We start from the raw sequence: 26,715 nt of genomic DNA, 5'->3' as shown, positions 1-26,715 counted from the left end.
AAGAACACTCATTGGGCAAATGGCTTGATGGGATGTTCTTTGTCTTCTTTTTCGCTACACCTCATCATATGCTTGTATAGAGACGTGTTGTTGGCATTGGAGGTTAACGATGAGAAGAAGGGTGAAGTGGCGTAGCCAACGAAGCAGGAAACCTGGTAGTAGACGGAGGGTGTGGCTCGTAGGAATCCTTGTTTTTTCAATCATTCTAATTCAGGGATTAGCGTACATAGATCGTAATTTGAAACCTCCTATTATGCATCTTGCGAAGATCAAGGTGAAGCAAATAGCAACGAAAGCGATTAATGAGGCTATTAGCTCACAGGTAACACAAGGACAAGAATTCGATAAATTGGTCAATTGGAAAATGGATACATCAGGTAGAGTAGCTGGGTTTATGTTAAATTATGCGGAGCATATGAGAATTACAGCAAGTACATTTAATGTCGTTCAAGCTACCTTAAATGATGTTCATCAATTATCAGAACATATTCCGGTGGGAATGGCATTAGGAAGTCCTATGCTGGCTTCATTCGGTCCAAGCATTCCAGTTCGAATTGAACCACAAGGAGCGGCTAAGGTAGAGCTATCTACGAGACAGCATGATGCTGGCATCAATATGATTCTAGTAGAAGTGTATATTCATGTTAGTGTAGATGTCGCTGTAGTTATTCCCTTCGATATGGAGCAGGATGTGGTAGATACAGAAATTCCAATATCGTATTTGCTTGTGGTGGGTGATGTGCCTATGTATTATTATAATTCAAAGGGTCAGCCTGTTGGAGGAAATGGAGAAAATGCTCCGAACATTTCAATACCATTAGGGGAAGGTAGTAAATCAGGAGACGTTAGTGACATCAACCCAGTAACCGCCACCCCCAAACAGTCCGAATTTGAAAATCCATGAAATAAACAAAAATCAATACTTACATAAATACAAGGCTAATGTTCGAAGTAGTGAAGGTAACCGAATTGTCCTGAAGCAGCAACAGCGATCGTAAGGACAATTCGTTATCTTAGCGGTCTTCCAATATTCCTTTTACTTTGTTTATGTGATTTCTCTTCTTCTTGCTCCCAGCGATGAAGAAGCGGATATGGATCAAAAGACCATTCATTCAGTCCGCTATCGCGATAGATGCCATAATGGAGATGTGGGGGGAACTTCCCTTGAGTACCCGGTTTACCATATCCAGAACTACCCACATAGCCAATGATCTGCCCAGCTGTAACGATATCCCCTGTTTTCAATCCTTTTTCATACCCTAACAAATGTGCGAAGTAGTGATAATGGTTGTTAATATCTCGAATACCGATTCGCCATCCTCCGAATGAATTCCAGCCTTTCATTTCTACGATTCCATAGCTTGTACTCCGAACAGGGACACCATATTCAGCGAAGAGATCCGTTCCTTCATGAATACGATAACCACCCCAATTACGCCCAGTACCCCAGGTGCTACGGTAAGAATACTGGCTCTTCAGGGGAAGAGGGAAGGCGTGATGAGTTAATTCTAATGCAGTGAATTTTTCGTATAATTTAGAGAATTGTTGAATACGTTGAACGGCACGACTATTATGGTAATATTCCCAAAGAGCAATGCTGAAATCATTCTGAGATTGTCCGTATTGAAGCAAGTAAGTAGCCATACTATATACGATATCCATATCGTTATTGACATCTGCAAGTTGGTCGCCTGATCCATCTCTACCTAAGCCACCAAATATGGATATAGATAATGGATTATTATCAATCAGATTAGGATTGAGCGCTCCAGACCAGGCAGGTGAAGAAATATAGACACCGCTAAGACGAGGAGGATGTGATCGACTTTTTGGATTGGCTTTTGTTAAGGTTCGTTCATATTGATCAATGGCTGCAAGGCGATACCAAGGAATTTGGGTGACTGTGCTGATTTTATCATAGAGTATTCTTCGCGATGAATAGACGTCGTTATTCTGAAGTACGTCACTTCCTTTCGATACCTGAGGGGCTTCAGTAGCATCCAGAGGAGTGCTGTAGTATAACGTTAGGGCGGCAGCGATTGAGATACTAATCGATCTGCATAAATGTTTGCTATTTGTATTGCGAAGGGGAAACATCTGTCTACCTCCTTATTGTTTGAAGATCACTTCGTACCATTGGATTGGATTCACTCAACAGTGCCTTTCCTTAGGTTGAATCAACAGGGACGATTTTATCCAAACTGTTTAAGTGAGGTGTGAAAATAAGGTAATTAGCTAGCTTTCGTGATATACTAAGAAAATTGAAGCGATATAAGTGTATGAAAGGTGGTATATTTAATTGTCGAGAAGTACCACGAAAGAACCTAAACCGGATTGGATAAAGATTAAGTTAACTACTGGAGATAATTATCAAGAAATAAAGAGTATGATGCGAGCGAAGACTCTTCATACGGTGTGCGAAGAGGCGAGATGTCCGAACATTTATGAATGCTGGGCTAACCGTACGGCAACATTTATGATTCTGGGTGATATATGTACACGGGCTTGCCGATTCTGTGCAGTCAATACGGGAATGCCAACAGAATTGGATCTAGAAGAACCTGAACGTGTAGCTGAAGCTGCGGAGAGTATGAATTTGCAGCACTGTGTTATTACTAGTGTTGCGCGTGATGACTTGCAAGATGGTGGGGCATCTATTTTCGTAGCTACAATACATGCTGTTCGTAAACGTTTACCACTATGTAGTGTGGAAGTATTAATTCCGGATTTCCAAGGGAATGCGGATGCATTACGGATTGTTATGGAGGCTAAGCCTGATATACTGAATCACAACATTGAGACGGTAGAGCGTCTATCTGATCGTGTGCGTGCTAAAGCTAAATATAGTCGCTCTCTAGAATTATTACACAATGCTAAAGTGTTAAAGCCTACGATTCCAACGAAGTCGAGTATTATGCTTGGGCTTGGAGAAGAATGGGATGAAATTTTACAGGCTATGGATGATTTGCGAGCGGTTGATTGCAATATATTAACGTTAGGCCAGTATTTACAACCTTCACCGAAGCATCTGGATGTAGTAAAGTATATACCACCTGGAGACTTCGCATTATTGAAAGAAGAAGGATTGAAAAGGGGCTTTAGCCACGTAGAATCGGCTCCACTTGTTCGTAGTTCATATCGTGCGCATGAACAAGTGAAGTCTGCAGCTCAACATATGTAGGATGGATTCACTTATGAGGAAAGGCAGGGGAATAGGGCTTGATTGTTGAAGATGGAAAAAACTATGAAATATTAAAAGATCATAGAGATGGCTGGAACCCAGAGGCCTTCCATGATCGGTATAGCGATGTGTTGGAAAGATACGATTATATTATTGGTGACTGGGGATATAGTCAATTGCGTTTGAAGGGCTTCTACCGAGACAACCATCCAAAGGCTACGAAGGAGTCCTCATTTTCTAGTATGGTGGATTATATTAACGAATACTGTAATTTTGGATGTGCTTACTTTGTTCTTCAGAAGAGCCGTGAAACGCAGCCAAAGGAAAAGAGCAACCCTTAACTTTAGGGTTGCTCTTTTTTTATTGAATGGATTAGCGTAGAAAGGCTGATCGTACTCGATTCCAGAAAGGGTAAGGTCGGTATCTTGCAAAGCTAATTTTGTGTTCAGCTACTTTGCAACTAATTGATATCAAGTCATCGACGGGTATGGCAATATGGTCAATGGTAATTAATAACCGTTGATCTTTATTAGGGTAAATATCGCAATGGTGATGTTTGGGAAGCAGAAGGGGAGCTCCCATTGTACGGTAAACACGATTATTAATGGAGGCGATTTCGGCAATTTGTATGGCTTCAATAGATGGATGAACCATCGCTCCTCCGAGACTTTTATTATAGGCCGTACTTCCTGAAGGTGTTGAGACACAAATACCATCACCTCTAAACATTTCGAAGGTGGTATCGTTAATGTCGATTTGAGCTACAAGTGTGCTATAAACACCTTTGAGTGTAAATTCATTCAGAGCGATGTAAGTGCTAGTACCTGACTGCTTATGGATAGTAAGCTCTAGAAGTGGGTACTCCACGATGCGTGCAGTGTTGTCTTCAGATAAGAGATTAGTACTCATAAGGTCAACTAATTCGGCCAGTTCGTCTGATTTCCAATCTGAGTAAAACCCTAAATGGCCCGTATGAACTCCAACAAATGCAATGTTAGGAATATGGTCAGCAAACGTATGAAAGGCGTGCAACATGGTGCCATCCCCGCCAATCGAAATTACAATTTCGGGTGTTTCTGCATCCATTTCAAAATTACGCTGTGCCGCAAGTTTATGGAATTGTTCTGCCAAGTCAACAGATAATTGATCCCCGCGGTCCAGAACATAGTATCTCAAGGGTGATAAGCTCCTTTATCGTGAGTTTACATCGATCATAATCAATATTGCGAAAGAACACAACTGTTCATTTACTAATAATGTGTATTAGATGCGTCCATAATGATCTGATGTAGGTACAAATAATGGATAGTATGGTTATTGCAAAGAGCATCAATACAAAGATACAAAGGACATACATATATCCTTGCGGCGAAGGAATGAAGGTTGAGATCTGGGTAGACAAACCAACAGGACTAATTGTGCTCTGGGACTCTATCCCTCCAGCTAGCGGCACCCAAAGTATTTGTACGATGCAAGCGGCGATAATTCCATGTGCCAAACGTGCAACGAGAAAAGGCCAGTATCTTAAATTTGTAGAATGGAGGATACTTACAATTTGTGCATGAACGGATAGTCCACCCCATGAGAGTATAAAAGCTGCAGCAGTCACTTTAAAGGAAAGAGGTATGATGGCTGTAGGCTCACCGGCATACCGTGCACCCAATGTAACTTCGAAGATTCCCCCAACTAATGATTTGGATAGAGCAGGAGGCATTCCGAAGAATGACAGTAGTTGCTCAATAGCGAGATACAGCCACTTCATAACGCCCACTTGTGTAAGTAGTTCTAGAAACACAGAGAAGAAGACGACCAGGCCCCCAACGACAATAATAAGGTGTAATGAGGATTGTATAGCTTGTTGAAGAAGTTCGCTCAAGTTTCTGCCATCCTGCATTCGTGCTTTATGCATAGCCTTCAGTGCTTCTCTCAGACGATTATGATGTGGTTTAGTATGTATATTAGATATAAGGTTCGCTTGTTGTAATGATCTTGCACCGTGATAACGCATAAGAATACCGACCAGAAATCCTCCACCGTAGTGAGCAATGGCCAATATGGGAGCAATCAGTTGATTATGAAAAAAACCTATAGAAACCGCACCAATTAGGAAAATGGGGTCAGAAGATGTAGTAAAAGCAACTAAACGTTCTCCTTCATCTCTGTCTATCATTTTTTGTTCCCATAATTGCGCTGTCAATTTAGCCCCTATTGGATAACCAGATACATAACCCATGGCTGCAACGAACCCTCCACTTCCAGGGATGCGAAAGATGGGCTTCATAAAGGGATCGAGTAGCGTACCCATCAAATGAACGATACCAATTCCGAGTAGAACTTCAGATAGGATAAAGAAAGGGAAGAGTGAAGGGAATAACACATCCCACCAAATAGCCAATCCGCGTATGGCTGCTTCTAGGTATGCAGCTGGATACACAAACATGAGCAAACATAGCCCCGTTAGAAGGGTGATAAAAATTTGGACTCCCAAGGATTTAATACTCAATATTTGCGCCTCCCGACCTAGTGGAATCTTATACAAATACCTTCTGTCATACCTATTTTTATGACACAGATAGGACAAACAGTACTACAATAATTTGGCAAGCGCTTACATTGTGCGTGTATTTTTAGAAAAACTATGATAAAATAGATATATTGACGCTTATCTTCTAATGATATATATGATAAGGATGGAGTGATGGGATCGTGGGTATTATTGCTGGTATTATCGTCTGTGCTTTCGTGTATGTCATTCGTGCCTCATTAATTCATTCTGGTGAAGAGGATTGGAGAAGCTATTAATGTTACATAAGGGCGCTGAACACAATCGTGTTTAGCGCCTTTTTCTATTTTAAGGTATAATATAATTCAGTTCTATATATTATTGAATTGAAAGTTGGTGTCTTCTAATTGGATCCAAATCAAAGTATGTATGATAATCTTGGCGGGGAAGCAGCCTTGCGTGCGCTAGTTGAAGCTTTTTATCCGAAAGTACAAAATGATCCGTTATTGAGTCCGTTATTTCCAGCGGATATAAACCCTGTTATGGAGAAACAGTATATGTTCTTAAGTCAATTCTTGGGGGGGCCTACTCTGTATTCTGATGAATTTGGACATCCTATGATGAGGGCAAGACATTTACCTTTTCCAATTACAGAAAAGCATGGCGAGGCATGGCTCAAATGTATGGGAGAAGCTCTTACTGATATTGGTACAGAGGAGACTCTACGTAGTTTTGTATTAAATAGACTTTCTGGTCCTGCACGTCACTTCGTAAATACTCCTTCATAAGGTAGCGATATTGAAATAGAATGCATAAGTGCGAGTTCAAAAAGTCAGGTTTTCAGCACCAAGAAGATTGAATGAAGATAGGGAGTGAGGAGCGGAGCGTAGGCAGTACCTACGTGAGCACCGGAAGGACCGGCTGAATTCAATCTTCGATGTCGAGTAGGCTTCTTGCTATACTTCGTGATCAAAAGATGACTTTTTGAACAACCTCTATTAAGAAAGGAAGTTGAAATGTTGAGTACGTTGGAACCACTATATACGATCAAAGTGACTTGTTTAAATTGCAATCATGAATTTAAGACCTCACGAGTGCGTCCTAGCTTCAAGAAAGCGGTGCGTACGGATGCTGATTTCTGCGCATATTATAAGAACGAGAATCCTGATTACTATGTGGTGCGTGTATGTCCTAAATGTGGATTTACATCTACTGAAAATTCGGCTGTGAGGATTACGGAGAATCAAAAGAAACTTATCAAGACACAAATAAATATACGCTGGATTGAACGGGATTTCGGTGGAGAGCGAGATTGGGAGACAGCACTCGAGACATATAAGTTAGCATTACTATCAGCCCAGACCATTGGCGATTCCCAGACCATTATTGCAAGTCTTCTTCAACATATTGCATGGTTGTATCGTTATAAGGGAGATCATGAACAGGAACAACGATTTTTGAATTTCTGCTTAGATTCGTACATTCATGTGTATGAGAATGAAGGCATAGGAACGAATAATGCTCGTTTATTATATTTGATTGGAGAAATCAATCGAAGAGTAGGCAACTTTAATGAAGCTGTGAAGTGGTTCTCACGCGTTATTAATGATAAAAGGATAATGGATGCTGCCATGATTCGTGCTTCAAGAGAACAATGGACCGTCTTACGAGAGCAAATGATGGCCAAACAAATGGATTTGCCTGACCAGATGAAGGATTCGAAATAATGATATGCGCTTAGAGAATAACAGATGTCGCATATCAGTATGCCTACCTGTTGAACTCTAAGCGTGCTTTCATTTAATGTTGGGTTAGCGAATAGGTTGATCAGATAATAAGTAATCGGTATCAGTGTCAATGATATTGATCTTATTATTGCAACAGGGAAAGACAAGAAGTTTTTTCTTTCCCTCATGGATGACTTGAAGTTCCTTCGGTTTCATAGGAATGAGAATATTGTTTTCTGCACAAAAGGGACAAGTTTGTACATAAATATCACCCATAATAATGTCATAAGGCCAAGTGTTTTGGAATGGAATCACGATGGATCCTTTTCAACAGAAGGCTTGGGAGCTTCCTCTGTGCTAAGCTCAGCAATTTTTTGCATTAGAATATGTTGTGGCATATGCATAAGGTGTTCAATGGGAACACCTAATTTTTTCGATAGAGTGATGGCCGTTTCGGCTGATATTTGTAATGGTCTCATGTTACTATCCCTCCAATATAAATATGTTTTAGTACGATCGCATATTATAGTTATACCGTTTCCTGTAGTTCAATTCAAATGAAATATGAATATAGTAGAGTTTGAAAGGGGATTTACATTATGAAATCCAAGTTATCATTAACATGGAATCTAGAATCTGTTTTTCCAGGTGGGTCATCATCTAAAGAATTTAGCGATTTTTTAGGCAAATTAGACGAAGATGTAAAGCAGATTCAGACAACTATTATGGAAGCGTCTGCTCCTTCTGATATTGAAGGGACCAAAGCGTTCGACGGATTTATTGCAGCATATGCAAGTTGTATAGAGCGGGCTTCTGAAGCTAGTTCTTTCGTCTCTTGTTTGGGAGCTCAAGATCAACAAGATAAGAGGGCGGTGCAATTATCTGGTAAAGTGACGAATTTACAAGCACAGATTCAGAGTGTTAGCGCTGAGTTTGAACATTTGCTACGTAGTACAGAAGATGGAATCTGGAAGCAATGGATGGAGCGGGAGGAGGTTCGTGAACTTTCATTTGTTCTAAGTGAGAGTCGTGAACAGGCCCGGGAGAAGTTAAGTCCAGAACTTGAAAGCCTTGCGCTTGATTTGGCTGTGGATGGATATCATGGGTGGGGTGAATTCTATGATACGATTGTCAGTCATGTGCAAATTCCATTCGATGATAATGGCACAACAGTAATGTTGTCTGCAGGGCAAGCAGCCAACAAACTTCATGATTCGAGTCGAGATACCAGAGAGGCTATGTTCGACAAATGGGAAGAAACGTGGACGAATGCAGAGGACTACTGTGCAGATACATTGAATCACTTGGCAGGCTTCCGTCTTAAATTGTACGATCGTCGTGGCTGGGATGAAATACTTAAGGAACCACTGGCGATTAACCGTATGTCTCAACAAACATTAGATGCGATGTGGAACGTCATTATTGATAACAAGCCTGTGTTTGTAAAGTATTTGGAGCGCAAAGCACAAATTCTTGGTGTGGAGAAATTAAGTTGGGCAGATGTGGAAGCACCGATTGGCACAGTGTCAGGCAAAATTACTTATCAGGAAGCAGCAGAAGAAATCGTCAATCAGTTCCGTACGTTCAGTCCGAAATTGGCTGAATTCACAGAGATGGCTTTTGATAATGAGTGGATTGAAGCGGAAGATCGTCCTGGTAAACGCCCAGGAGGGTTCTGCACCTCACTTTCTGTAAGTAAAGAAACACGGATATTCATGACTTATGCTGGTACAGCTTCTAACGTATCCACGCTTGCTCACGAGCTTGGCCATGGGTATCATCAGCATGTTATGAATGAATTGCATGTATTGAATCAAAACTATGCGATGAATGTCGCAGAGACGGCATCTACATTTGCTGAGATGATTGTAGCAGATGCATTAGTCAAGGCTGCGGTAGATCCACAGGAGAAGCTTGCTTTGCTGGAAGAGAAGATTCAGAATAGTATCGCCTTTTTTATGAATATTCATTCCCGATTCTTATTCGAAACTCGTTTCTATGATCTTCGCAAGAAAGGCCTTGTCAGTGCTACAGAATTAAGTAAGCTTATGGAAGAGGCGCAGCAAGAAGCTTTCTGTGGAGCATTATCGTCTTATCATCCACATTTCTGGGCGGCAAAGCTCCATTTCTATATCACGGATGTTCCATTCTATAATTTTCCCTATACATTTGGGTACATGTTTAGTACAGGACTTTATGTTCGCGCACAACAGGAAGGTGCATCATTTGCCGAGAAATATGATCTTTTGTTACAGGACACGGGTATGATGACTGTGGAAGAATTGGCACTTAAGCATCTAGGCGTAGATTTGACGGGACCTGAATTCTGGCAAAGTGCTATTGATCTATGTGTCGCCGATGTGAATGAGTTTATGGAGATGACAGAACATTTGGTGTGAGTAGATAGTGAATAAATATAACGCAGAAAAGGATGCCCTCTTTGAAAAAGGATGGCGTCCTTTTCTACTTGATAGTGCACCTAATATTGCTGTCGAATTAGAACGACTTTTAGCTAAAATTATCGTAAAAAAATATCATAATTAATATTTTATAGGGATAAGTACCTAATTATGTTTAATTATGTTGATGGTATTTTGGTGACCATCTATAATAAGTCGTAAGCCCTATATCAAGGGCGTGAAAAGGGGAGGGTGGTTTAGTGATCAAGATTGATCAATTATCGTTAGCGCGGCAAATGGACATCGTATTTAAAGAATTAGAACATGAATTAGATGGATTAACTGCTGGCACTTTGTTTATGCAAATACGCAATAATGTGGTTGGTAAATTTGGAATTCGTCATAATCCAATCGCGGGACGCAATGGTGGGTTCTCATTATCTAATGAGGGACTTAATGCAACACAACAACTATCTTTTAGGAACATGGCAATAGAAAGTCTTAAGTATAAGCATCATTGGACGCACGGGGAGATTAGTTACGACTTCATGTTACGACAGGGGATTCTTATGGTAGATGCTCTTCTTGAATCCAATTACAACATGGCGAATCTAATGATCCGGTATTCGCGTCATACATATCGAGAAGCTTCATCGGACTTATTATAATTATATAGAAATATTTTATTTGTTAATGAATACTGATTGGTCAAAAAAGAACAGAGTCCCCTTAGTTACAAATGTAACTAAGGGGACTCTGTCAATTTTCATTATTGATCTTTAATCATTTGGCGTAATACAGTTTGTAGAATACCACCGTTATGGTAGTAATCAACGTCTACCATACTATCTAATCTCGCAATTACTGTGAAATTGAACGATGTACCATCTTCACGAGTCGCAGTGACGGTAAGCTCTTGACTAGGCTTGATATCATTGCTAACACCAACGATATCGAAGGTTTCACGGCCATTTAATCCAAGAGTAGTCCAGCTAGAACCGTCTTGGAATTGTAGAGGTAGCACACCCATACCTACAAGATTACTACGGTGAATACGCTCATAACTTTCGGCAATAACGGCTTTGACGCCAAGCAGAGTAGTTCCCTTAGCTGCCCAGTCACGCGAACTGCCTGTTCCATATTCTTTTCCAGCAATGACAATAAGATTCTGATTGTGATCTTGGTAGTCCATGGAAGCATCGTAGATAGACATAACTTCATCCGTCAATAGATTCGTCGTTACACCGCCTTCTGTTCCGGGAGCGACTTGGTTACGTATACGGATATTAGCAAAAGTTCCTCTCATCATAACTTCATGGTTACCACGACGGGAACCATAGGAGTTAAAGTCTTTGCGTTCCACATTATGCTCCTTCAAGTAAAGACCAGCAGGGCTAGAAGGTGAAATATTACCTGCTGGAGAGATATGATCCGTTGTAACCGAATCACCTAGAAGAGCTAGAACACGAGCAGAGCGAATATCTTTAATGTCTGTAAGTTCAGGCTCTAGATTCTCGAAGAAAGGAGGGTTCTGAATGTAAGTGGACTTATCGTCCCATTCATACAATTCACCTTCCGGTACAGCAATAGCATTCCAGCGTTCATTGGCTGTAAATACATTCGCATATTTGCGACGGAACATCTCAGGAGTAAGAGACATCTCGATGGCTTCTTTAATCTCAGCTGATGTTGGCCAAATATCTTTTAGATATACAGGTTGATTGTTCTGATCATAACCCAGTGGATCATTGTTCAGATCGATATTGACTGTACCTGCAAGGGCGTAAGCAACAACCAATGGAGGAGATGCTAAATAGTTAGCTTTCACTTGTGCGTGAACACGACCTTCAAAGTTACGGTTACCTGAGAGAACCGCAGCCACAGTTAAATCGTTATCTGTAATAGCTTGGCTTACTTCATCTGGAAGTGGGCCTGAATTACCGATACATGTAGCACATCCGTATCCAGCGAGGTAGAAACCAAGTGCTTCTAGTGATTCCAGTAGTCCGGCTTTCATCAAATATTCGGTAACGACAAGCGAACCTGGTGTCAAGCTGCTCTTCACATAACCTGGTTTCTTGAGACCCCGTTCTACTGCCTTCTTCGCTAGTAGTCCAGCACCTAGCATGACACTTGGATTGGAAGTGTTCGTACAGCTTGTAATTGCAGCAATAACGACTGCTCCCGTTCCAAGTTGACTAACAGAACCGTCAGTGTGTTGAACGCTTATGGTTTGATCAATTTTCTCTTCACTAAGACCATAGCCACCTTTATCAACAGGGGTTCGTATAATTTCATTGAAAGCTTCTTTCATATTGGTCAATTCGATACGGTCCTGTGGACGTTTCGGTCCAGCTAAGCTTGGTACAACAGAAGCCAAATCTAATTCAATGACATCTGAAAACACTGGATCAACAGTATCTTCGGTACGGAACATATCTTGTGCTTTATAATAAGCTTCTACGAGCTCAACCTGTTCATCAGAACGACCTGTATTTCTCAGGTAAGACAGCGTTTCTTTATCAACAGGGAAGTAGCCAATCGTTGCCCCATATTCTGGAGCCATGTTAGCAATCGTTGCACGGTCAGCAAGACTAAGATTGAGTAATCCAGGTCCGAAGAATTCAACGAACTTACCGACAACGCCACTTTTTCGCAAAATTTGTGTCACAGTGAGAGCTAAATCAGTCGCTGTAGCTCCTTCATTCAGACTACCTGTGAGCTTGAATCCAATAACTTCAGGCATGATGAAGTATAGTGGTTGTCCAAGCATACCTGCTTCAGCTTCAATCCCACCTACACCCCATCCTACAATACCGAGACCGTTGATCATTGTTGTATGTGAATCCGTTCCTACTAGGGAATCAGGATAAACAACCGTTTGACCATCAATGACTTTGGTTGCTGCTACAGAGGCAAGGTACTCAAGATTGACTTGATGTACGATTCCTGTTGCTGGTGGAACAGCTCGGAAATTGTTGAATGCCGTTTGAGCCCAACGTAAGAAACGGTAGCGCTCCTCATTACGTTCAAATTCAACTTCCATATTATATTCCAACGCATCTGCTGTCCCGAATGCATCTACCATAACGGAGTGATCAATTACGAGGTCCACAGGTACAAGTGGATTGATCTGCTTAGGATCACCGCCAGCGTTCTTCACGGTGTCTCGCATTGCGGCAAGATCTACTACGACAGGCACACCTGTGAAATCTTGAAGTACAATTCTTGCTGGAATAAATGGGATTTCATTGTTCTCGTTACCACCCTTATTCCAATCTGCAAGTAATTTAATATGATCTTCTGTAATTGCTCGCCCATCGAATTGGCGGATAGCAGCTTCTAGTAGTACTTTAATGGAATAAGGAAGTGTAGAAATGCTTCCTATACCCTGCTCTTCAAGAGATTGTAGACTGTAGTAACGGTAGTTCTTGCCACCGACTTCTAAATTACGAGCAGTAGAGAAGTGATCCTTTCCTGGCATACGTATTCCTCCTTAGTTATATAAATCTCATTTAACCGTTTCATCAGGTGAAACATAATTTCAAAATTTCAATGTTTTCTTAATTATAACGTTTACAATGAAGAGAGTAAAGGGATATCTGGATCTAATTCCAGCTTTGAATGGTAAATATGACTTGATTAAGGTACTTCATAAGAATTAATGGATAGTGTGAGGTCCACGTTCATATATTGTTATCAATAGGGCGTATATCATTCGGAATAAGGGGAGAATTGATCTTATGGGACAGGTATGGAAGCAGGCATTATACACTTATGTTAATCAATATAATCAAAGTCAGATTGATTGCAGAGCGGAGACGAGACAACAAGTTGTAACGGATGTTACTTATTTAATGGACAAATCTGAGCGAATGAAGAGACTGACGGATTGGTATGAAAAGCGTGAATCTCAACCATTGCGAAGTGAGACACGAGCAAAATTACTACGAATGATACGGGAAACAGGGCAAGAGGTGATCGCTGATATGCAACTTCATACACAAATTCTGTACATGAAGGGAGGAATGAATCATCGTGAAGATACGATACAAAGAGAGCGTCTAACACTGATCCGTGATGGGGAGCAATGGGTAATTGTATCGGTAGAGCAACTGATTATTGAACGTCACCCTGCATCATCAAAGACCATATTGTCGAATGGTGAGGAGATAAAAGATAGTGGGGGAACAGAGTCAGGAATCTACTTGAATTCAAATGTATGGGGGAACGGGGTTGGGAGTCGCCGTCCTACGAAGTATATGCGTGAAGAAGCTGTGGCCTACGCAGATCGTTGGTGGGATTCTGAGAATCCTGAGTTCATAACGTTTGACGTGAATTGTACGAACTATATCTCACAATGTCTCTTTGCAGGGGGGGCTCCAATCCATTATACTGGTAACAGAGCTTCAGGATGGTGGTACAAAGGATATGCCAGTGGTAAAGAGTGGTGGAGTTATAGTTGGGCAGTAGCCAATAGCCTAGAGTATTTGTTAAGTAGCAGTACTTCGGGCTTGAGAGCTGAAGTTGTTGATCGAGCGGAACAATTAATGCTGGGTGATGTAATCATTTATGATTGGGATGGTGATGGAACCTACCAACATAGCACGATTGTAACGGCCTTTGATGCAGGTGGAATGCCGCTGGTTAATGCGCATACAGTAAGCAGCCAACACCGTTATTGGGATTATAAAAATTCTTATGCGTGGCAAGAGAATACTAAATATAGGTTTTTGCATATTCCAGACGTATTTTAAGGTGAAAGATAAATACGAAATTCATTATATTAGGATAGAAAGAGGTTAGGCATGAGTAAATATATAGTAGGTCTTGTATACGGCGGTAAATCCGGAGAACATGAGGTATCATTACAAACAGCTTTCGCGGTGATGAATGCCTTTGATTATAATAAATATGACATTATTCCTTTCTATATCACGAAGCAAGGTGAATGGCGTAAAGGGGAGATTCGACACACTCCTTTTACAGAGATTGAAGATCTTAAGCTTGCGGTAAATTCAGAAGGAACACAGGTTGCGTTAAATGTATTGTTCAGCCGATTAACTGGTGATGAGTCTGCCCACAAGGTCGATCTTATGTTCCCACTTCTTCATGGGACCTTTGGTGAAGACGGTACAATTCAAGGGTTATTCGAAATGGCTAACATGCCTTATGTTGGTGCTGGAGTATTGGCATCTGCAGCAGGGATGGATAAGGTGATTATGAAAAAGTTGTTTGCTGAAGCAGGTTTACCACAATGTGGTTACCGTTATTTCACACGTAATCAATGGAAGCACGAGAGCTATGAACTGATTGTAGGCGTAGAAGATGACTTGGGATATCCATGTTTTGTCAAGCCCGCCAATCTAGGTTCCAGTGTAGGGATATCTAAAGCTAAAGATCGGGAAGAGTTGAAACAGGCGATAGAATTTGCCTTTCGTTATGATATCAAAGTAATTGTTGAGGAATTTGTAGATGCTAGAGAGATTGAAGTGAGTGTGCTTGGGAATGATGAACCTATGGCATCAGTTCCTGGTGAGATTGTATCCTCAAGTGAGTATTATGACTATGCTGCGAAGTATACCGATGGTCAATCCCAAATGCTGATTCCAGCACCTTTGGATTCCGAATTAGCAGATCGAATTACTGAAGCGGCTATTGTCGCATTTCAGGCGATTGAAGGAAATGGTATCAGCCGTGCAGATTTCTTCGTACGTAGATCGGATCAGGCTATTCTTATTAATGAAGTGAACACCATGCCTGGCTTCACACCATACAGTATGTATCCTTTATTATGGCGGGAAACAGGATTAAGTTATGCTGCGCTACTCGATCGTATGATTGAATTGGCATTAGAACGGTACGCCAGTAAACAGGCACTAGATTATAATAACGATTTGTAATCATGTCGTCCTAACTTGAATAGAAGAGGGGAATCACTAATGGGATTTCAGACGGAATTCAATTCAGTATGTAAATTCAAGAATGAACAGGAACTTTACGAATTAATGGAGTATGGGCGTGGTAAAATGGTGAAGAAAGGCTTCCGTGTTTTTCCAACGGGGCAAAAGGTTATAGCGTATACGCCCGATAATCTAGCGATTGCCATCGTTAAAATTGTTGGGTACATCGCTGAGATTAACTTTCAAGGGGAAGAAGTCACGGAAGTGGAGATGGAATTTATTCGTAAGCTGAACGATGAAGAATCTCGTATTCAGACGGATCTAGCATACGAGATGTTCTTTCGGGAACAACAAGAATGATTGTTCGCCTAGGATATGTAGCAATGTCTAAGGTGTTGCATAATGCATCTCCTTCCAAGACGATGACGATGACGAATTTTAATAAGCTAGCAGATCGAGAAGCGGCTCTTCAGAAGCTAGAACAAATTGCACAGATTAATTTGCATAATACACTTCGGCTTCTGAAACATAGTGTCGCTCATGATATTAAGGTATATCGATTTTCATCCAAGCTAATACCATTAGCAACACATTCAGATCTAAAAGATTGGGACCCTATGCCAGCGCTGAAAGATTCATTTGCTGAAGTAGGAGAGTATGTAAAGAGTCATGAGATGAGAGTGTCGTTTCATCCAGACCATTTCACTGTATTAAGCACGCCTCGTAAAGAGGTGTTAATTAACTCTGTACATGATCTGCATCATCATGTGAACATGTTGAATGCAATGGGACTTAATGCTACAGCTAAGAACAACATTCATATAGGCGGAGCATATGGGGACAAGCTTTCTGCGGCGGGTCGGTTTGAAGATCACTTCTTACAACTGAGTCGGGAAATTCAAGAGAGGTTAACCCTTGAGAACGACGATAAGACATTTAATGCTGTAGAGACTTTGGATGTATGCTTGAACTTAGGGCTACCCATGGTTATGGACATTCATCATCAATGGGTGAACAATGAAGGAGAGAAACCATGGGATTTATGGCCAGACATTCTTAAGACATGGCAGAGTGAATTGGCACAAACTGACGTACAAGTAGATAAACCACTGGCACCCAAGATTCATGTGTCCAGTCCTCGAAGTACGACGAATATTAGAAGCCATGCAGATGGTGTGGAAGTATCTGTGTTACTAGAATTTCTGCGGAACATTGCTAGGGATACGCCGTATCTCGATGTTATGATTGAAGCTAAAAGTAAAGATGTTGCGCTGTTTGAGCTTATGCAGGACTTGGAGCAGTTCACATCTGAAGGGGTATCTATTCTGGATGGAGCAAGTATTGAAATCCTTCCGTAAACATCATGAAAGTTAGGGATCAATGATAGTAGCCCTTGAAACATGAGGTAAAATAAGGTACTTTTAAATATGAATACAATGAGACTCGGAAAAAGACGAATCATATTATTATGATAGCGTTATTCGTCCGAATCTTTAAATAGAAAGTAGTTGAGTGCATTGAATCAAAAGGATAAAGTTCCTTATGTTGTGACAAGCAAGGGCCATACTGCTGTTGCTATTAATGCAGCGGCAAAAGCTGGAGAATGGATTAGGAGTAAACTTGGTACAGTGAAAGAATTAAATACCAAATATTCATCTCAAGATCTAGTGACGGAAGTAGATAAGGGTGCAGAACAAATGATTCGCAAACTTATTCTGACTCATTTCCCGGATCATGAGATTCTTGGTGAAGAGGGTGTAGAGCCTGGACCAGAAGCATCTACACAAGCATTACAGGGCTCACTGGATGCGAACTCGGATTATTTATGGATTATAGACCCTGTGGATGGTACTACGAATTATGTGCATGGTTTTCCATTCTTCGCTGTGTCCATTGCTCTTGCTTATAAAGGAGAGGTCATAGTAGGTGTTATTTACGATCCCTCAAAAGATGAGTTATTTGTTGCCGAAAAAGGTAAGGGTGCGTATGTTCATGGAAGCCCCACCAAGGTCTCTCAGGAAATGTCGCTAGGAACAAGTCTTCTTGCAACAGGATTTCCGCCGGATCAGAATTTCGCCTTTCCAGTAAATATGGCAGGTTTACAGCATATAGCTCCTCAAGCTCGTAGTATTCGGGCAGGGGGTTCAGCTGCCTTGCATATGGCGTATGTTGCGGCTGGAAGGCTTAGTGGATTCTGGGAAATTGGACTGAATTCATGGGATTTAGCTGCTGGAGTTCTGTTGGTGAAGGAATCAGGTGGGGAAGTCACGGATACGTTGGGACGTCCTTATGAATTGGGAGTTAGACATGTCGTAGCTAGTAACGGTTATATTCATAATGAACTGATTGAATCATTGAAACAGGCGAAAGCGACAGGACTGACTGTGAAAAGTTAGCAGATGCGTGATTAAGAAACATTCGTTAGAACGGCGTAAAGAGTAAATTCCCTTCAAAAATAAGGGGGTTTACTCTTTTTTATGTATACATGTAATGGTAATATAAACATACCGAGTCCTAAATGATCATCATTGGGTAGCGAGTAATAAAAGAGGGGTTGAAGATTTGCTACAAGTATGGAAAAAGAGGATTTCAGCAGTAAGCGTTAGCTTGATGCTGTCTGTTGTGCTAATGAGCAGTGTTAGTATGTCAACGTCAGTACAGGCACAAAAGGTTGATCCGGAAACGTATCGCATTGTTGCACTTGGTGATTCCCTGACCGCTGGATATGAGCCTGGTATGGATCTCAGTAGTATACCTTATGGGTTCGTAGATAGGCTACATGAACAGGGATTGTTCCATGGTCGGACGCAGACGTTAAACTATGGAATTTTGGGATTAAAAGGAACAGGGTTAGAGAATTACGTAGAAGCAGCAAAGTTGGGTAAGGTGATTACGTCAGATGCGATTCAACCTGGACTTGTTGATCCAAGAGCTGAGCAGTTGGGTGCTTCAGCAGTTCAATTGAAATCTGATCTTGAATCAGCAGATCTCATCACCATTACGATTGGCGGGAATGATCTTGCGATCATTATTACGGAAGCATCAACCTTGGGAAGCGATGAGCTTACTTTAAGAATAGAGCAATTATTAACTTCTTATAAGTCGACGATGACGACGGTGATTGCTGATTTGCATGAATTGAACAAGGATGCACTTATCGTAATAGCTGATCAATATCAGCCTATTCCTAAAGTCGCTAATCAGGCAATGTATCCAAAGTTAATTGAAGCTGCGCAGTTATTTACAGATGTTGTAGAGAAACTTGCTGCGGATTCACAGAGTAAAGGTATCCAAGTGAAAGTTGCTCATATAGCTAAAGAATTTGAGGGTCGTGAGGGGACGATGACCCATATCATGAAGAATCGGGATATTCACCCTAATCAACCGGGATATGCTGCTATAGCTCAAGTGTTCGCAGGAGAAATTTGGGGTGAGCATCGTAAGCCAACGACAATCGATAAAGACTTACCTATGACGATTGTTGTGAAGGGGCAGGAACTGAAGACTCCTTATCAGCCAGTTCTACGTAGTAACCAGAACTTCGTCGCGATCAAGGATATCGTCGATGCTGTCGGCGCAACCTCGGTATGGGATAGTGCATCTTCGAGTGCTACCATTACATATGGTGATCGAACCGTTGTTATTACAATAGGCTCATCAAGTGTTATTGTGGATGGAGAAGCCGTAGCTGTAGATTCACCAGCGTTTCTTAACAAGGTTGGGAACGAGGGTAAGACTTATGTTCCTTTGGCCGTATTGGCAACAGGACTTGGGTTTGATGTACAGTATATCTCCTCGTTAAGAACGGCTTTTATTAATCTTTAAGACAATTCCGTTACCTTCGCTACATCGAACTTGATTCCTTGTTTTCTGTAAGTATGGATTTTGGTTTAAAGGCATCTTTTGCACAATCTAGTCGTGTGAAAGATGCCCTTTTTCGAAATATAAGAAAGTATAAGTTTCACTTGAATCAATTTCATAATCGCCGATGCAGCTAAATCGGGTTGCGTGATTATGAAATTGATTCTTGATACTCTAATCCTTATATTTCCGCTGAAACGGGTGCCGTCCTTGAAAAAGGACGGCGAAGCCGTTTCTACTTGTATAATAAAAGTATCTAATTCAGGAAGGGGTCTACGACAAATCCCACCCTCCTTTTCTCTAAGTCTATACATAGCATTTACGATTTTAGTGTTGTGCCTAAAGATAATATGTTACGTCAAATGGATGGCCTCGTAGCGGGCTGCTGCACGAGTGTTTGTCAAGCACTGTATATAGAAGGGCGGAGGGAACCATTCTAATGCGAAAATATAAGAGCGCTTTCAACAATGTGGGAATTCATTATAAGGTGATAGGTCTTATATCATTGTTAATGTTAGTAAGTTTTGCGGTCTACATAACGGTTCTAAAAAGTGTATTCAGTATATACGATGAACAAATTTACGAGAAATCATCACAAGTATTGACGATGTCCTCTATCGGAATTGAGAGTCAGCTTAAGGAAATGGAGGAGCTGTCTTTTAAAGTGGTATCGGATGAACAAATACAAAGTTATCTAACGAAGCTTCAGAGTAATAGTTCTGCTTATGAGAAGCTAGTATTACATAAAAAGATTACAGATCGAATCATTGCCTTCGCGGGATCGGAGAAGTACGTATATTCCATGATGGTTATAGATAAAGAGAGGAACGTCATGGTTGCTGGTAATCGTGAGGGCATTCCAGACTCTCTTCAGAATGAGCTTGTTTCGTTGGCTGAAGAATACGATGGGTCGAACGCCTGGATGATGGGGGGAAGAGGGTTCTCATTACTGGCAGTTCGAGAAATTAAATCATTCACGAATGCGACATTCACGTTGGAGAACCTTGGTACACTTGTCTTTCGAGTACGAATTGATCGTATTGTAGACGACCAAGTTCAGGATGCGGGGAATGAAGGGCAATTAATTATTGCGGATGGGAAGGATATCCTCTATCCTGAAGAATCCTTATTAACAGAATCAGAAATAATGATAGAGATGAATAATGATAAACCATATAGTATAGAATCTTATGAACAGGGTAGATATTTCACGGCGAAGTTCCGCTCATCGTATACAGATTGGACCTATTTTCATATCACCCCTTTTCACCACATGTTTGAGCGGATTACGTTCATCAAAACATTTGTAACCGTTATCTTTATCGTGATCTTCGTGGTAGCGATCCTTTTTGGTACGAAGCTCGCACTTAGTATTACTAGACCAATTGATCGTTTGATCAAAAAGATGAGGGTTATTGAGGAAGGCGATCTTGATAGTCTTGAAGAACTTGCTCTGGGGGCAATACCATCCTCACCGCAATCTGAGGTAGGATTACTCCATCGTACCTTCAAAATGATGATTCAACGTATTCGTGAATTGATTAACGAGAATTATACGAAGCAGCTTCTTATCCGTGAGACTGAATTGAAGGCACTTCAAGCGCAAATAAATCCACATTTCTTATACAATACTTTGGAATCTATCAATTGGTTAGCCAAAGTAAACAAACAAGATCAGATTTCTAAGATGGTAGAATCTCTAGGGTTTTTACTGCGGAATTCAATAAGCTTTAGTGAGCAATTGATTCCTCTTAGAAGTGAATTGGACATTGTCATGAGTTATGTGACCATTCAAAGAGAGCGGTTTGAAGAGCGCCTTGATTTTGGTGTGGAGATGGGATCGCATCTTGAGAATGCTCTTATTCCGAAGCTGACGCTTCAGCCACTTGTGGAGAATGCTATCCATTATGCCTTAGAGCCTAATATCGAACCTTGTCGTATTCGGATTATAGTGATGGAAAGAAACGGAGTCGTAACTATCTCTGTGCAAGATAATGGACCAGGAATGAAGCCTGAATTCATTAAGAGCCTATTAGAAGGCAAAATTCAGACCGCTGGAAATGGGATCGGTTTATCTAATATTGAGGAACGGATTAAATTGACCTTTGGAAATGAATGGGGGATCGATATCCAAAGTCAACCTAACATACAGACTTCCATACAAGTGAGAATTCCCTATGTAAAGGAGACAATATAGATGTATAAAATAATGTTAGTGGATGATGAGCGAATGATACTTGATGGGATATCACAAGTAGTAGATTGGAGAAGCTCTGGTACTGAGCTTATAGATACGGCTAGGAACGGTATTGAAGCTTATGAGAAAATTAGATTGAATCAGCCTGATATTGTGATTAGTGACATATGTATGCCAGGGCTTGATGGACTTGGTCTAGTGGAGAAAACGTGGTTGAACTTCCCAAGAATACAGTTTATTATGCTGTCTGGATACAAGGATTTCGATTATGCAAGACGTGCTATGCAGTATGGAGTGAAGCATTATTTACTCAAGCCTTGTAATGAGTTTCAGATTCTTGAAGCTATTCATGAGTTGCTTAAAGAACGTGAAGAGCAGAATGAACGAGATGACTTTGTGAATCGTATGAAGCAGGGTCTCAAAAAAGTACTACCACATGTTAAGGAACAGTTCTTGAAGGAGTTTATTACGAATAAAACATATGGAACTACCGATGTAGAGTATTATCAGGACTTATTCGAACTACCATTAAACAGTCAATCTGTGAGGATGATTCTATTTCAACTGGATGATACTCATGAATATGAGCATATATTTGCCTTGAAGAATATAGCAGAGGATATACTTAAAAGTGTCCTGCTCAGCACAACGATCGAGGGACATCTATTGATTCTGCTACCAGAAGTAGAACGTGTCGAGACACTCATTCAAGATATTGAAATGGTGCGAATTACTTTTCATAAATTTTACAAGCTGGATATCACGATTGCACTTAGTGAGGCAGATCGAATGGTGAATTCCCGTAAATTATTCCGTGAGATGCTTCAATGTATGAATCACCGATTCTATATTGGTGAAGGAAGCTTGATTATGATGCATGACTTGGCACTACAAGACCGTGATGTTGCACTTGACCTTAATTATATCGTTGATGAAGAGAAGTTCTGCCTGCTTATCAAATCGGGTAATTTGCAAGAAGTATCCCAAGAAGTAGAGAGATTATTTAGTAATTTAGATGAGATGAGATTAGAAATTGCCTTGACTCGTTCCTATGTTCTTCAACTCTATGCAGCTATGATACGAATTTGTCCGCTTGAAGAAACAAACTCCTTCACCAAGGGGTTGTCGGTGCTTACTGAAATAGAAACATTGGCTGGATTGAAGACATATGTATTTGAAGCAGCAAATCAATTGACTGCAGGATACTTTAACAATAATATGAATCGTCAGTCTTCAACGGTAGATAAGATGATCTCTATTATAGAGCATAATTACGGGGATGATGAATTATCTTTAAATGGCGTTGCCAATCAAATTTTATATATGAACCCTGATTATTTAGGAAAGATATTTAAAAAAGTCACAGGGAGTAACTTCTCTCTTTATGTGAATCATTATCGTATTCAACAGGCCTGTGAATATATTCGTTGTAGTGAAGATGTGCGGGTGTTCGAGCTTGCTGATACATTTGGATTTTCGGGAAATTCGCAGTATTTCAGCCAAGTATTCAAGAAATGTGTAGGTATGACTCCAACTGAATTTAAAAAGTCATGCGAATAGATTGTTGAGATAGCATACGAAATGGAAACTCTGTTTTTTTAACCAAGAGGTCTGATTTGTGTATTCAATTCCAAATGCTAATTTGGGAGAATAAATCTACAATAATGAAAGCGTTGCCAACTTGATGGAAGTGCAAATGATCATACTTGAAAAGGGGCGAAAAGAATTGAAGAAAAGAGCGACAATGTTGTTGACGGTGTTGATGCTTCTGTTTGTAACAGCATGTGGAAACGCAGCGAACACGAAAGAAACGCAAGCTACCACTACTGAGGGAGAAAGCAAAAGTACTGAAACCGCTAAGAAAAACGTAACTTTACGGATTGCTTGGTGGGGATCAGACACACGTCATGAGTATACACAGAAAGTCATTGATATGTACAAGGCTAAAAATCCACATGTCAAAATTGACTTTGAGTACGCGTCCTTCGATGATTATTGGAAAAAGCTAGCCCCTCAAGCAGCAGCTAATCAGCTACCAGATATTGTTCAGATGGATGTCTCATACATTAGCCAATATGCAAAGAATGGACGGTTAGAGGATCTCAGTCCTTACTTGAATAATCAGATTCAATTAGCAGATGTCAGTGAGAATGTTCTAAGTACAGGAATTATAGAAGGGAAGCAGTATGGTATTCCTACAGGTGTCAACGTGCTTGGATATCAATATGATCCAGCACTTCTGAAGAAGGCTGGGATTGATTCTATTCCAGCGGACTGGGACTGGGATAAATATGAAGAGTTAGGTCAGACGGCGGCTTCGAATAAACTGTACTTTGATAATGGTATGGCACCGGACATATTCTTTAACTACTATCTTCGTACGAAAGGCTTGACTCTATACAATCCAGAAGGTACAGCGCTTGGATATGAAGATGATGCATTGTTTGTAGATTATTTCGATCGCCTTGCTCGTATGGTGAAATCAGGTGCAGCACCTGATCCAGGGGTGGCCAATCAATCTAAGGGAATTGTAGAAGAATCGGACATTGTGAAAGAAAAGGGTATAGGAATTTGGCAATGGTCTAATCAATTCACTGGATTACAGACGGTCGTAAATCGCCCTATGGAATTAGCTCCAATGGTAGGCCCAGATATGAATAAAGGTCTTTACATGCAACCGAGTATGTACTGGGCGGTAACTTCTAACTCTAAAGTTAAAGAGGAAGCTGCAAAGTTTATTGATTATTGGATTAATGATGTGGAAGCCAATCAATTGATCAAGGGAGACCGTGGGGTTCCTATTTCGAGCAAAATTAAAGAATCATTGGCATCTCAACTGAGTGATCAGACGAAACAAGTCTTTGAATTCGTAGCAGCTATGGAACCCAATGCTTCGCCAATGAGTTCACCTCCTCCTGTAGGATCACCGGAAATCATTGCTATGTTGACGGATTACGCAGAAGAGATCAACTTTGGACAGAAGACAGCAGCAGAAGTTGCACCTAAATTTAGAGAAGCTGCAAATGCCATCCTAGCAAATAACAAGTAGAAGCAACAAGTAGAATTGAATATGATGTCTACTTGCCCGAACGATGCCTAGTGATTCGGAGGTGGAGGATATCCATCTCCGAATTCAATAGATAATGCATGGGGTGTGGAGTACATCAGATCAATAGGGAGGCCTGGTATTGTGCGGCGGAATGGTATGCTGAAATCGAATTTGACCGGATATGCTTTCATTAGTCCGTTTATAATAGGCTTTCTAGCCTTTACACTTATACCGATGTTTATTTCATTGTATTTATCCTTTACGAATTATAATTTATTCGCTTCGCCTAAATGGATTGGTTTTGATAATTACGAAAAGATGTTCTCTAATGATCCAAACTATTGGAATTCCGTAAAAGTCACATTAATCTACGTATTTCTAGGAGTCCCTCTCCGACTTATATTTGCTTTGTTTATTGCCATGATTCTAAATACAAAGTCTCGTATGGTTGGAGCGTATCGCACGATGTATTATCTACCTTCCATTATTGGAGGAAGTGTAGCGGTATCCATTATGTGGCGTAATATTTTTAGTAATGAAGGAATTGTGAATAGCCTGATAGGCTGGTTCGGACTAGATCCGGTACAGTGGTTCGGAAATCCTAACGCATCCTTAGTTATGCTGATTTCCCTATCTGTATGGCAATTTGGATCTTCTATGCTCATATTTCTCGCAGGGCTCAAAAATATTTCACCAGAAATGTACGAAGCGGCAGGTGTGGACGGTGCAAAACCGATACGCAAGTTTTTCAGTATTACACTACCTTTGTTAAGCCCTATTGTGTTATTTAATATGATTATGCAAACGATTAGTGCATTCATGACATTTGTACCCGCATACGTTATTTCTAAGGGTGAGGGTGGTCCAATGGGGGGGACGATGCTCTATTCTCTATACTTGTTCCGTCAAGCCTTTATGTTTAACAATATGGGGTATGCTTCAGCAATGGCTTGGATCATGCTCATTCTTATCGGAATCATGACAGGACTCCTGTTTATGACTTCTAAATTCTGGGTCTTTTACGAATCGGAAGGAGGCCGTTGAGCGATATGGCATGGAGAAGATTCAAATGGCCTATATATCATATTATAGTAGCAGTACTCGCAATTGTTATGCTCTATCCCGTTCTATGGATGTTATTCAGTTCGTTTAAAGAAAGCCGGGTTATATTCCTAACGGCGAATACTTTGTTTCCAGACACCTGGATTTGGAGTAATTATTCTGTAGGGTGGAAAGGAACATTATATCCTTTCAGTAAGTATATGATGAACACTTCGGTGATCGTTGTTATAGCGACGATTGGCGCAGTTATCTCATCTTCATTGATTGCATTTGGATTTGCGCGACTTAAATTTGTGGGGCAGAAGTTCTGGTTCGCACTCATGATGGTAACTTTGATGCTACCAAGTGATGTAGTACTTGTTCCACAATATATTATCTTTACGAAGTTAGGTTGGCTGAATACGATTCTACCACTTGTCGTTCCTTCCTTTTTCGGAATGCCCTTCTTTATATTTCTAATGGTCCAATTTATAAGAACAATTCCTGGCGAATTGGATGACGCGGCAGCTATTGACGGATGTGGGAAGTTTCGATTGTATTTGCAAATCATTATGCCACTACTTAAATCATCACTGGCTACAGCGGCTATATTCTCATTCTATTGGCGTTGGGAGGATTTGCTTGGTCCTGTACTTTATCTCAACTCTCCGGAGAAATATACCGTATCTATGGCACTTAAAATGTTTCTTGATAGTGAGTCTGCATCAAATTGGGGTGCGATGTTCGCGATGTCCATTGTTAGTCTAATCCCAGTTATCGTTGTATTCTTTGCTTTTCAGAAACAGATTGTGGAGGGTATGAGTAGCAGTGGCTTGAAGGGATGAGAAGGGAGA

25 protein-coding genes are annotated in these 26,715 nt (G+C 40.8%); 19 read left to right on the top strand and 6 right to left on the bottom strand.

The window, feature by feature from the left end; genetic code table 11:
* Positions 1 to 109: 109 nt before the first annotated feature.
* Positions 110 to 904: a sporulation protein YunB gene (gene yunB / locus AC1TO8_RS21080; protein ID WP_482057589.1), complete on the top strand. Its 795-nt coding sequence runs from the start codon at positions 110 to 112 to the stop codon at positions 902 to 904.
* A 104-nt stretch (positions 905 to 1,008) separates the two neighbouring features.
* On the opposite strand, the gene AC1TO8_RS21075 is transcribed toward yunB, so the two are convergent.
* Complete coding sequence (locus AC1TO8_RS21075; protein ID WP_482057588.1) at positions 1,009 to 2,097, bottom strand: M23 family metallopeptidase; 1,089 nt, start codon at positions 2,095 to 2,097, stop codon at positions 1,009 to 1,011.
* Between the two features lie 202 nt (positions 2,098 to 2,299).
* On the opposite strand from AC1TO8_RS21075, the gene lipA reads away from it, so the two are divergent.
* The gene (gene lipA / locus AC1TO8_RS21070) at positions 2,300 to 3,181 is read left to right on the top strand and encodes a lipoyl synthase (protein WP_482057587.1); all 882 of its coding nucleotides are present in this window, start codon (positions 2,300 to 2,302) and stop codon (positions 3,179 to 3,181) included.
* Between the two features lie 38 nt (positions 3,182 to 3,219).
* Complete coding sequence (locus AC1TO8_RS21065) at positions 3,220 to 3,522, top strand: YutD family protein (protein WP_482057586.1); 303 nt, start codon at positions 3,220 to 3,222, stop codon at positions 3,520 to 3,522.
* A 31-nt stretch (positions 3,523 to 3,553) separates the two neighbouring features.
* On the opposite strand, the gene AC1TO8_RS21060 is transcribed toward AC1TO8_RS21065, so the two are convergent.
* Together AC1TO8_RS21060 and ylbJ are read right to left on the bottom strand one after the other, a co-directional pair.
* A complete protein-coding gene (locus tag AC1TO8_RS21060) occupies positions 3,554 to 4,357 on the bottom strand; it encodes an NAD kinase (RefSeq protein ID WP_482057585.1) in 804 nt (267 codons plus the stop codon).
* 67 nt (positions 4,358 to 4,424) lie between these two features.
* Positions 4,425 to 5,684, bottom strand: a complete 1,260-nt coding sequence (gene ylbJ / locus AC1TO8_RS21055; protein ID WP_482057584.1) for a sporulation integral membrane protein YlbJ — start codon at positions 5,682 to 5,684, stop codon at positions 4,425 to 4,427.
* Positions 5,685 to 6,109: 425 nt separating this feature from the next.
* On the opposite strand from ylbJ, the gene AC1TO8_RS21050 reads away from it, so the two are divergent.
* Together AC1TO8_RS21050 and AC1TO8_RS21045 are read left to right on the top strand one after the other, a co-directional pair.
* Entirely contained in the window at positions 6,110 to 6,472 is a 363-nt protein-coding gene (locus AC1TO8_RS21050) for a globin domain-containing protein (RefSeq protein WP_482057609.1), read from the top strand.
* A gap of 228 nt (positions 6,473 to 6,700) precedes the next feature.
* Positions 6,701 to 7,411: a DUF2225 domain-containing protein gene (locus AC1TO8_RS21045; protein WP_482057583.1), complete on the top strand. Its 711-nt coding sequence runs from the start codon at positions 6,701 to 6,703 to the stop codon at positions 7,409 to 7,411.
* Between the two features lie 84 nt (positions 7,412 to 7,495).
* On the opposite strand, the gene AC1TO8_RS21040 is transcribed toward AC1TO8_RS21045, so the two are convergent.
* The gene (locus AC1TO8_RS21040) at positions 7,496 to 7,726 is read right to left on the bottom strand and encodes a hypothetical protein (protein ID WP_482057582.1); all 231 of its coding nucleotides are present in this window, start codon (positions 7,724 to 7,726) and stop codon (positions 7,496 to 7,498) included.
* Positions 7,723 to 7,890: a YycC family protein gene (locus tag AC1TO8_RS21035; protein WP_482057581.1), complete on the bottom strand. Its 168-nt coding sequence runs from the start codon at positions 7,888 to 7,890 to the stop codon at positions 7,723 to 7,725. Before AC1TO8_RS21035 ends, AC1TO8_RS21040 begins: the two co-directional genes overlap by 4 nt.
* Positions 7,891 to 8,010: 120 nt before the next feature.
* Between AC1TO8_RS21035 and AC1TO8_RS21030 the strand changes: the two genes are divergently transcribed.
* The 3 genes from AC1TO8_RS21030 (at position 8,011) to AC1TO8_RS21020 (ending at position 10,478) form a co-directional block, all read left to right on the top strand.
* Entirely contained in the window at positions 8,011 to 9,810 is a 1,800-nt protein-coding gene (locus tag AC1TO8_RS21030) for a M3 family oligoendopeptidase (RefSeq protein WP_482057580.1), read from the top strand.
* 7 nt (positions 9,811 to 9,817) lie between these two features.
* Entirely contained in the window at positions 9,818 to 9,955 is a 138-nt protein-coding gene (locus AC1TO8_RS21025) for a hypothetical protein (protein WP_482057579.1), read from the top strand.
* A 115-nt stretch (positions 9,956 to 10,070) separates the two neighbouring features.
* Positions 10,071 to 10,478 (top strand): O-methyltransferase, encoded by a 408-nt coding sequence (locus AC1TO8_RS21020; RefSeq protein ID WP_482057578.1) that lies wholly within the window; start codon positions 10,071 to 10,073, stop codon positions 10,476 to 10,478.
* A gap of 101 nt (positions 10,479 to 10,579) precedes the next feature.
* On the opposite strand, the gene acnA is transcribed toward AC1TO8_RS21020, so the two are convergent.
* The gene (acnA, locus tag AC1TO8_RS21015) at positions 10,580 to 13,294 is read right to left on the bottom strand and encodes an aconitate hydratase AcnA (protein ID WP_482057577.1); all 2,715 of its coding nucleotides are present in this window, start codon (positions 13,292 to 13,294) and stop codon (positions 10,580 to 10,582) included.
* 259 nt (positions 13,295 to 13,553) lie between these two features.
* Here acnA and AC1TO8_RS21010 point away from each other — a divergent pair, with 259 nt between their 5' ends.
* From AC1TO8_RS21010 to AC1TO8_RS20960, 11 genes are all read left to right on the top strand, one after another.
* Positions 13,554 to 14,567, top strand: coding sequence for an amidase domain-containing protein (locus AC1TO8_RS21010; RefSeq protein ID WP_482057576.1), 1,014 nt, complete (start codon positions 13,554 to 13,556; stop codon positions 14,565 to 14,567).
* A 51-nt stretch (positions 14,568 to 14,618) separates the two neighbouring features.
* The gene (locus AC1TO8_RS21005) at positions 14,619 to 15,713 is read left to right on the top strand and encodes a D-alanine--D-alanine ligase (RefSeq protein WP_482057575.1); all 1,095 of its coding nucleotides are present in this window, start codon (positions 14,619 to 14,621) and stop codon (positions 15,711 to 15,713) included.
* A gap of 39 nt (positions 15,714 to 15,752) precedes the next feature.
* On the top strand, positions 15,753 to 16,073 hold the full coding sequence (locus AC1TO8_RS21000) for a hypothetical protein (protein ID WP_438349173.1): 321 nt from the start codon (positions 15,753 to 15,755) through the stop codon (positions 16,071 to 16,073).
* On the top strand, positions 16,070 to 17,071 hold the full coding sequence (gene uvsE / locus AC1TO8_RS20995) for a UV DNA damage repair endonuclease UvsE (protein WP_482057574.1): 1,002 nt from the start codon (positions 16,070 to 16,072) through the stop codon (positions 17,069 to 17,071). The genes AC1TO8_RS21000 and uvsE overlap by 4 nt, the downstream gene beginning before the upstream one ends.
* Positions 17,072 to 17,230: 159 nt before the next feature.
* Positions 17,231 to 18,109: an inositol monophosphatase family protein gene (locus AC1TO8_RS20990; protein ID WP_482057573.1), complete on the top strand. Its 879-nt coding sequence runs from the start codon at positions 17,231 to 17,233 to the stop codon at positions 18,107 to 18,109.
* 166 nt (positions 18,110 to 18,275) lie between these two features.
* Positions 18,276 to 19,538, top strand: a complete 1,263-nt coding sequence (locus tag AC1TO8_RS20985; protein ID WP_482057572.1) for a stalk domain-containing protein — start codon at positions 18,276 to 18,278, stop codon at positions 19,536 to 19,538.
* 475 nt (positions 19,539 to 20,013) lie between these two features.
* The gene (locus AC1TO8_RS20980; protein ID WP_482057571.1) at positions 20,014 to 21,771 is read left to right on the top strand and encodes a sensor histidine kinase; all 1,758 of its coding nucleotides are present in this window, start codon (positions 20,014 to 20,016) and stop codon (positions 21,769 to 21,771) included.
* Entirely contained in the window at positions 21,772 to 23,331 is a 1,560-nt protein-coding gene (locus tag AC1TO8_RS20975; RefSeq protein WP_482057570.1) for a response regulator transcription factor, read from the top strand.
* Positions 23,332 to 23,515: 184 nt separating this feature from the next.
* Positions 23,516 to 24,820 carry an ABC transporter substrate-binding protein gene (locus tag AC1TO8_RS20970; RefSeq protein WP_482057608.1) on the top strand — a complete coding sequence of 435 codons (1,305 nt, stop codon included), beginning with the start codon at positions 23,516 to 23,518 and terminating at the stop codon, positions 24,818 to 24,820.
* A 156-nt stretch (positions 24,821 to 24,976) separates the two neighbouring features.
* The gene (locus AC1TO8_RS20965; RefSeq protein ID WP_482057607.1) at positions 24,977 to 25,864 is read left to right on the top strand and encodes a carbohydrate ABC transporter permease; all 888 of its coding nucleotides are present in this window, start codon (positions 24,977 to 24,979) and stop codon (positions 25,862 to 25,864) included.
* Between the two features lie 5 nt (positions 25,865 to 25,869).
* Positions 25,870 to 26,706, top strand: coding sequence for a carbohydrate ABC transporter permease (locus AC1TO8_RS20960; RefSeq protein ID WP_482057569.1), 837 nt, complete (start codon positions 25,870 to 25,872; stop codon positions 26,704 to 26,706).
* Positions 26,707 to 26,715 lie beyond the last annotated feature (9 nt).

The organism is Paenibacillus sp. Y859 (assembly GCF_056786405.1).
Note: the sequence above shows the minus strand (reverse complement) of the source record. Positions and strands in the feature narration are given on the sequence as shown.

Coding starts and splice junctions, on each gene's coding strand:
- yunB (WP_482057589.1), top strand. CDS start 110: ATGAGAAGAAGGGTGAAGTGGCGTAGCCAACGAAGCAGGAAACCTGGT.
- AC1TO8_RS21075 (WP_482057588.1), bottom strand. CDS start 2,097: ATGTTTCCCCTTCGCAATACAAATAGCAAACATTTATGCAGATCGATT.
- AC1TO8_RS21050 (WP_482057609.1), top strand. CDS start 6,110: ATGTATGATAATCTTGGCGGGGAAGCAGCCTTGCGTGCGCTAGTTGAA.
- AC1TO8_RS21045 (WP_482057583.1), top strand. CDS start 6,701: ATGTTGAGTACGTTGGAACCACTATATACGATCAAAGTGACTTGTTTA.
- AC1TO8_RS21035 (WP_482057581.1), bottom strand. CDS start 7,890: ATGAGACCATTACAAATATCAGCCGAAACGGCCATCACTCTATCGAAA.
- AC1TO8_RS21030 (WP_482057580.1), top strand. CDS start 8,011: ATGAAATCCAAGTTATCATTAACATGGAATCTAGAATCTGTTTTTCCA.
- acnA (WP_482057577.1), bottom strand. CDS start 13,294: ATGCCAGGAAAGGATCACTTCTCTACTGCTCGTAATTTAGAAGTCGGT.
- AC1TO8_RS21010 (WP_482057576.1), top strand. CDS start 13,554: ATGGGACAGGTATGGAAGCAGGCATTATACACTTATGTTAATCAATAT.
- AC1TO8_RS21005 (WP_482057575.1), top strand. CDS start 14,619: ATGAGTAAATATATAGTAGGTCTTGTATACGGCGGTAAATCCGGAGAA.
- AC1TO8_RS21000 (WP_438349173.1), top strand. CDS start 15,753: ATGGGATTTCAGACGGAATTCAATTCAGTATGTAAATTCAAGAATGAA.
- uvsE (WP_482057574.1), top strand. CDS start 16,070: ATGATTGTTCGCCTAGGATATGTAGCAATGTCTAAGGTGTTGCATAAT.
- AC1TO8_RS20980 (WP_482057571.1), top strand. CDS start 20,014: ATGCGAAAATATAAGAGCGCTTTCAACAATGTGGGAATTCATTATAAG.
- AC1TO8_RS20975 (WP_482057570.1), top strand. CDS start 21,772: ATGTATAAAATAATGTTAGTGGATGATGAGCGAATGATACTTGATGGG.
- AC1TO8_RS20970 (WP_482057608.1), top strand. CDS start 23,516: ATGTTGTTGACGGTGTTGATGCTTCTGTTTGTAACAGCATGTGGAAAC.
- AC1TO8_RS20965 (WP_482057607.1), top strand. CDS start 24,977: ATGCTGAAATCGAATTTGACCGGATATGCTTTCATTAGTCCGTTTATA.
- AC1TO8_RS20960 (WP_482057569.1), top strand. CDS start 25,870: ATGGCATGGAGAAGATTCAAATGGCCTATATATCATATTATAGTAGCA.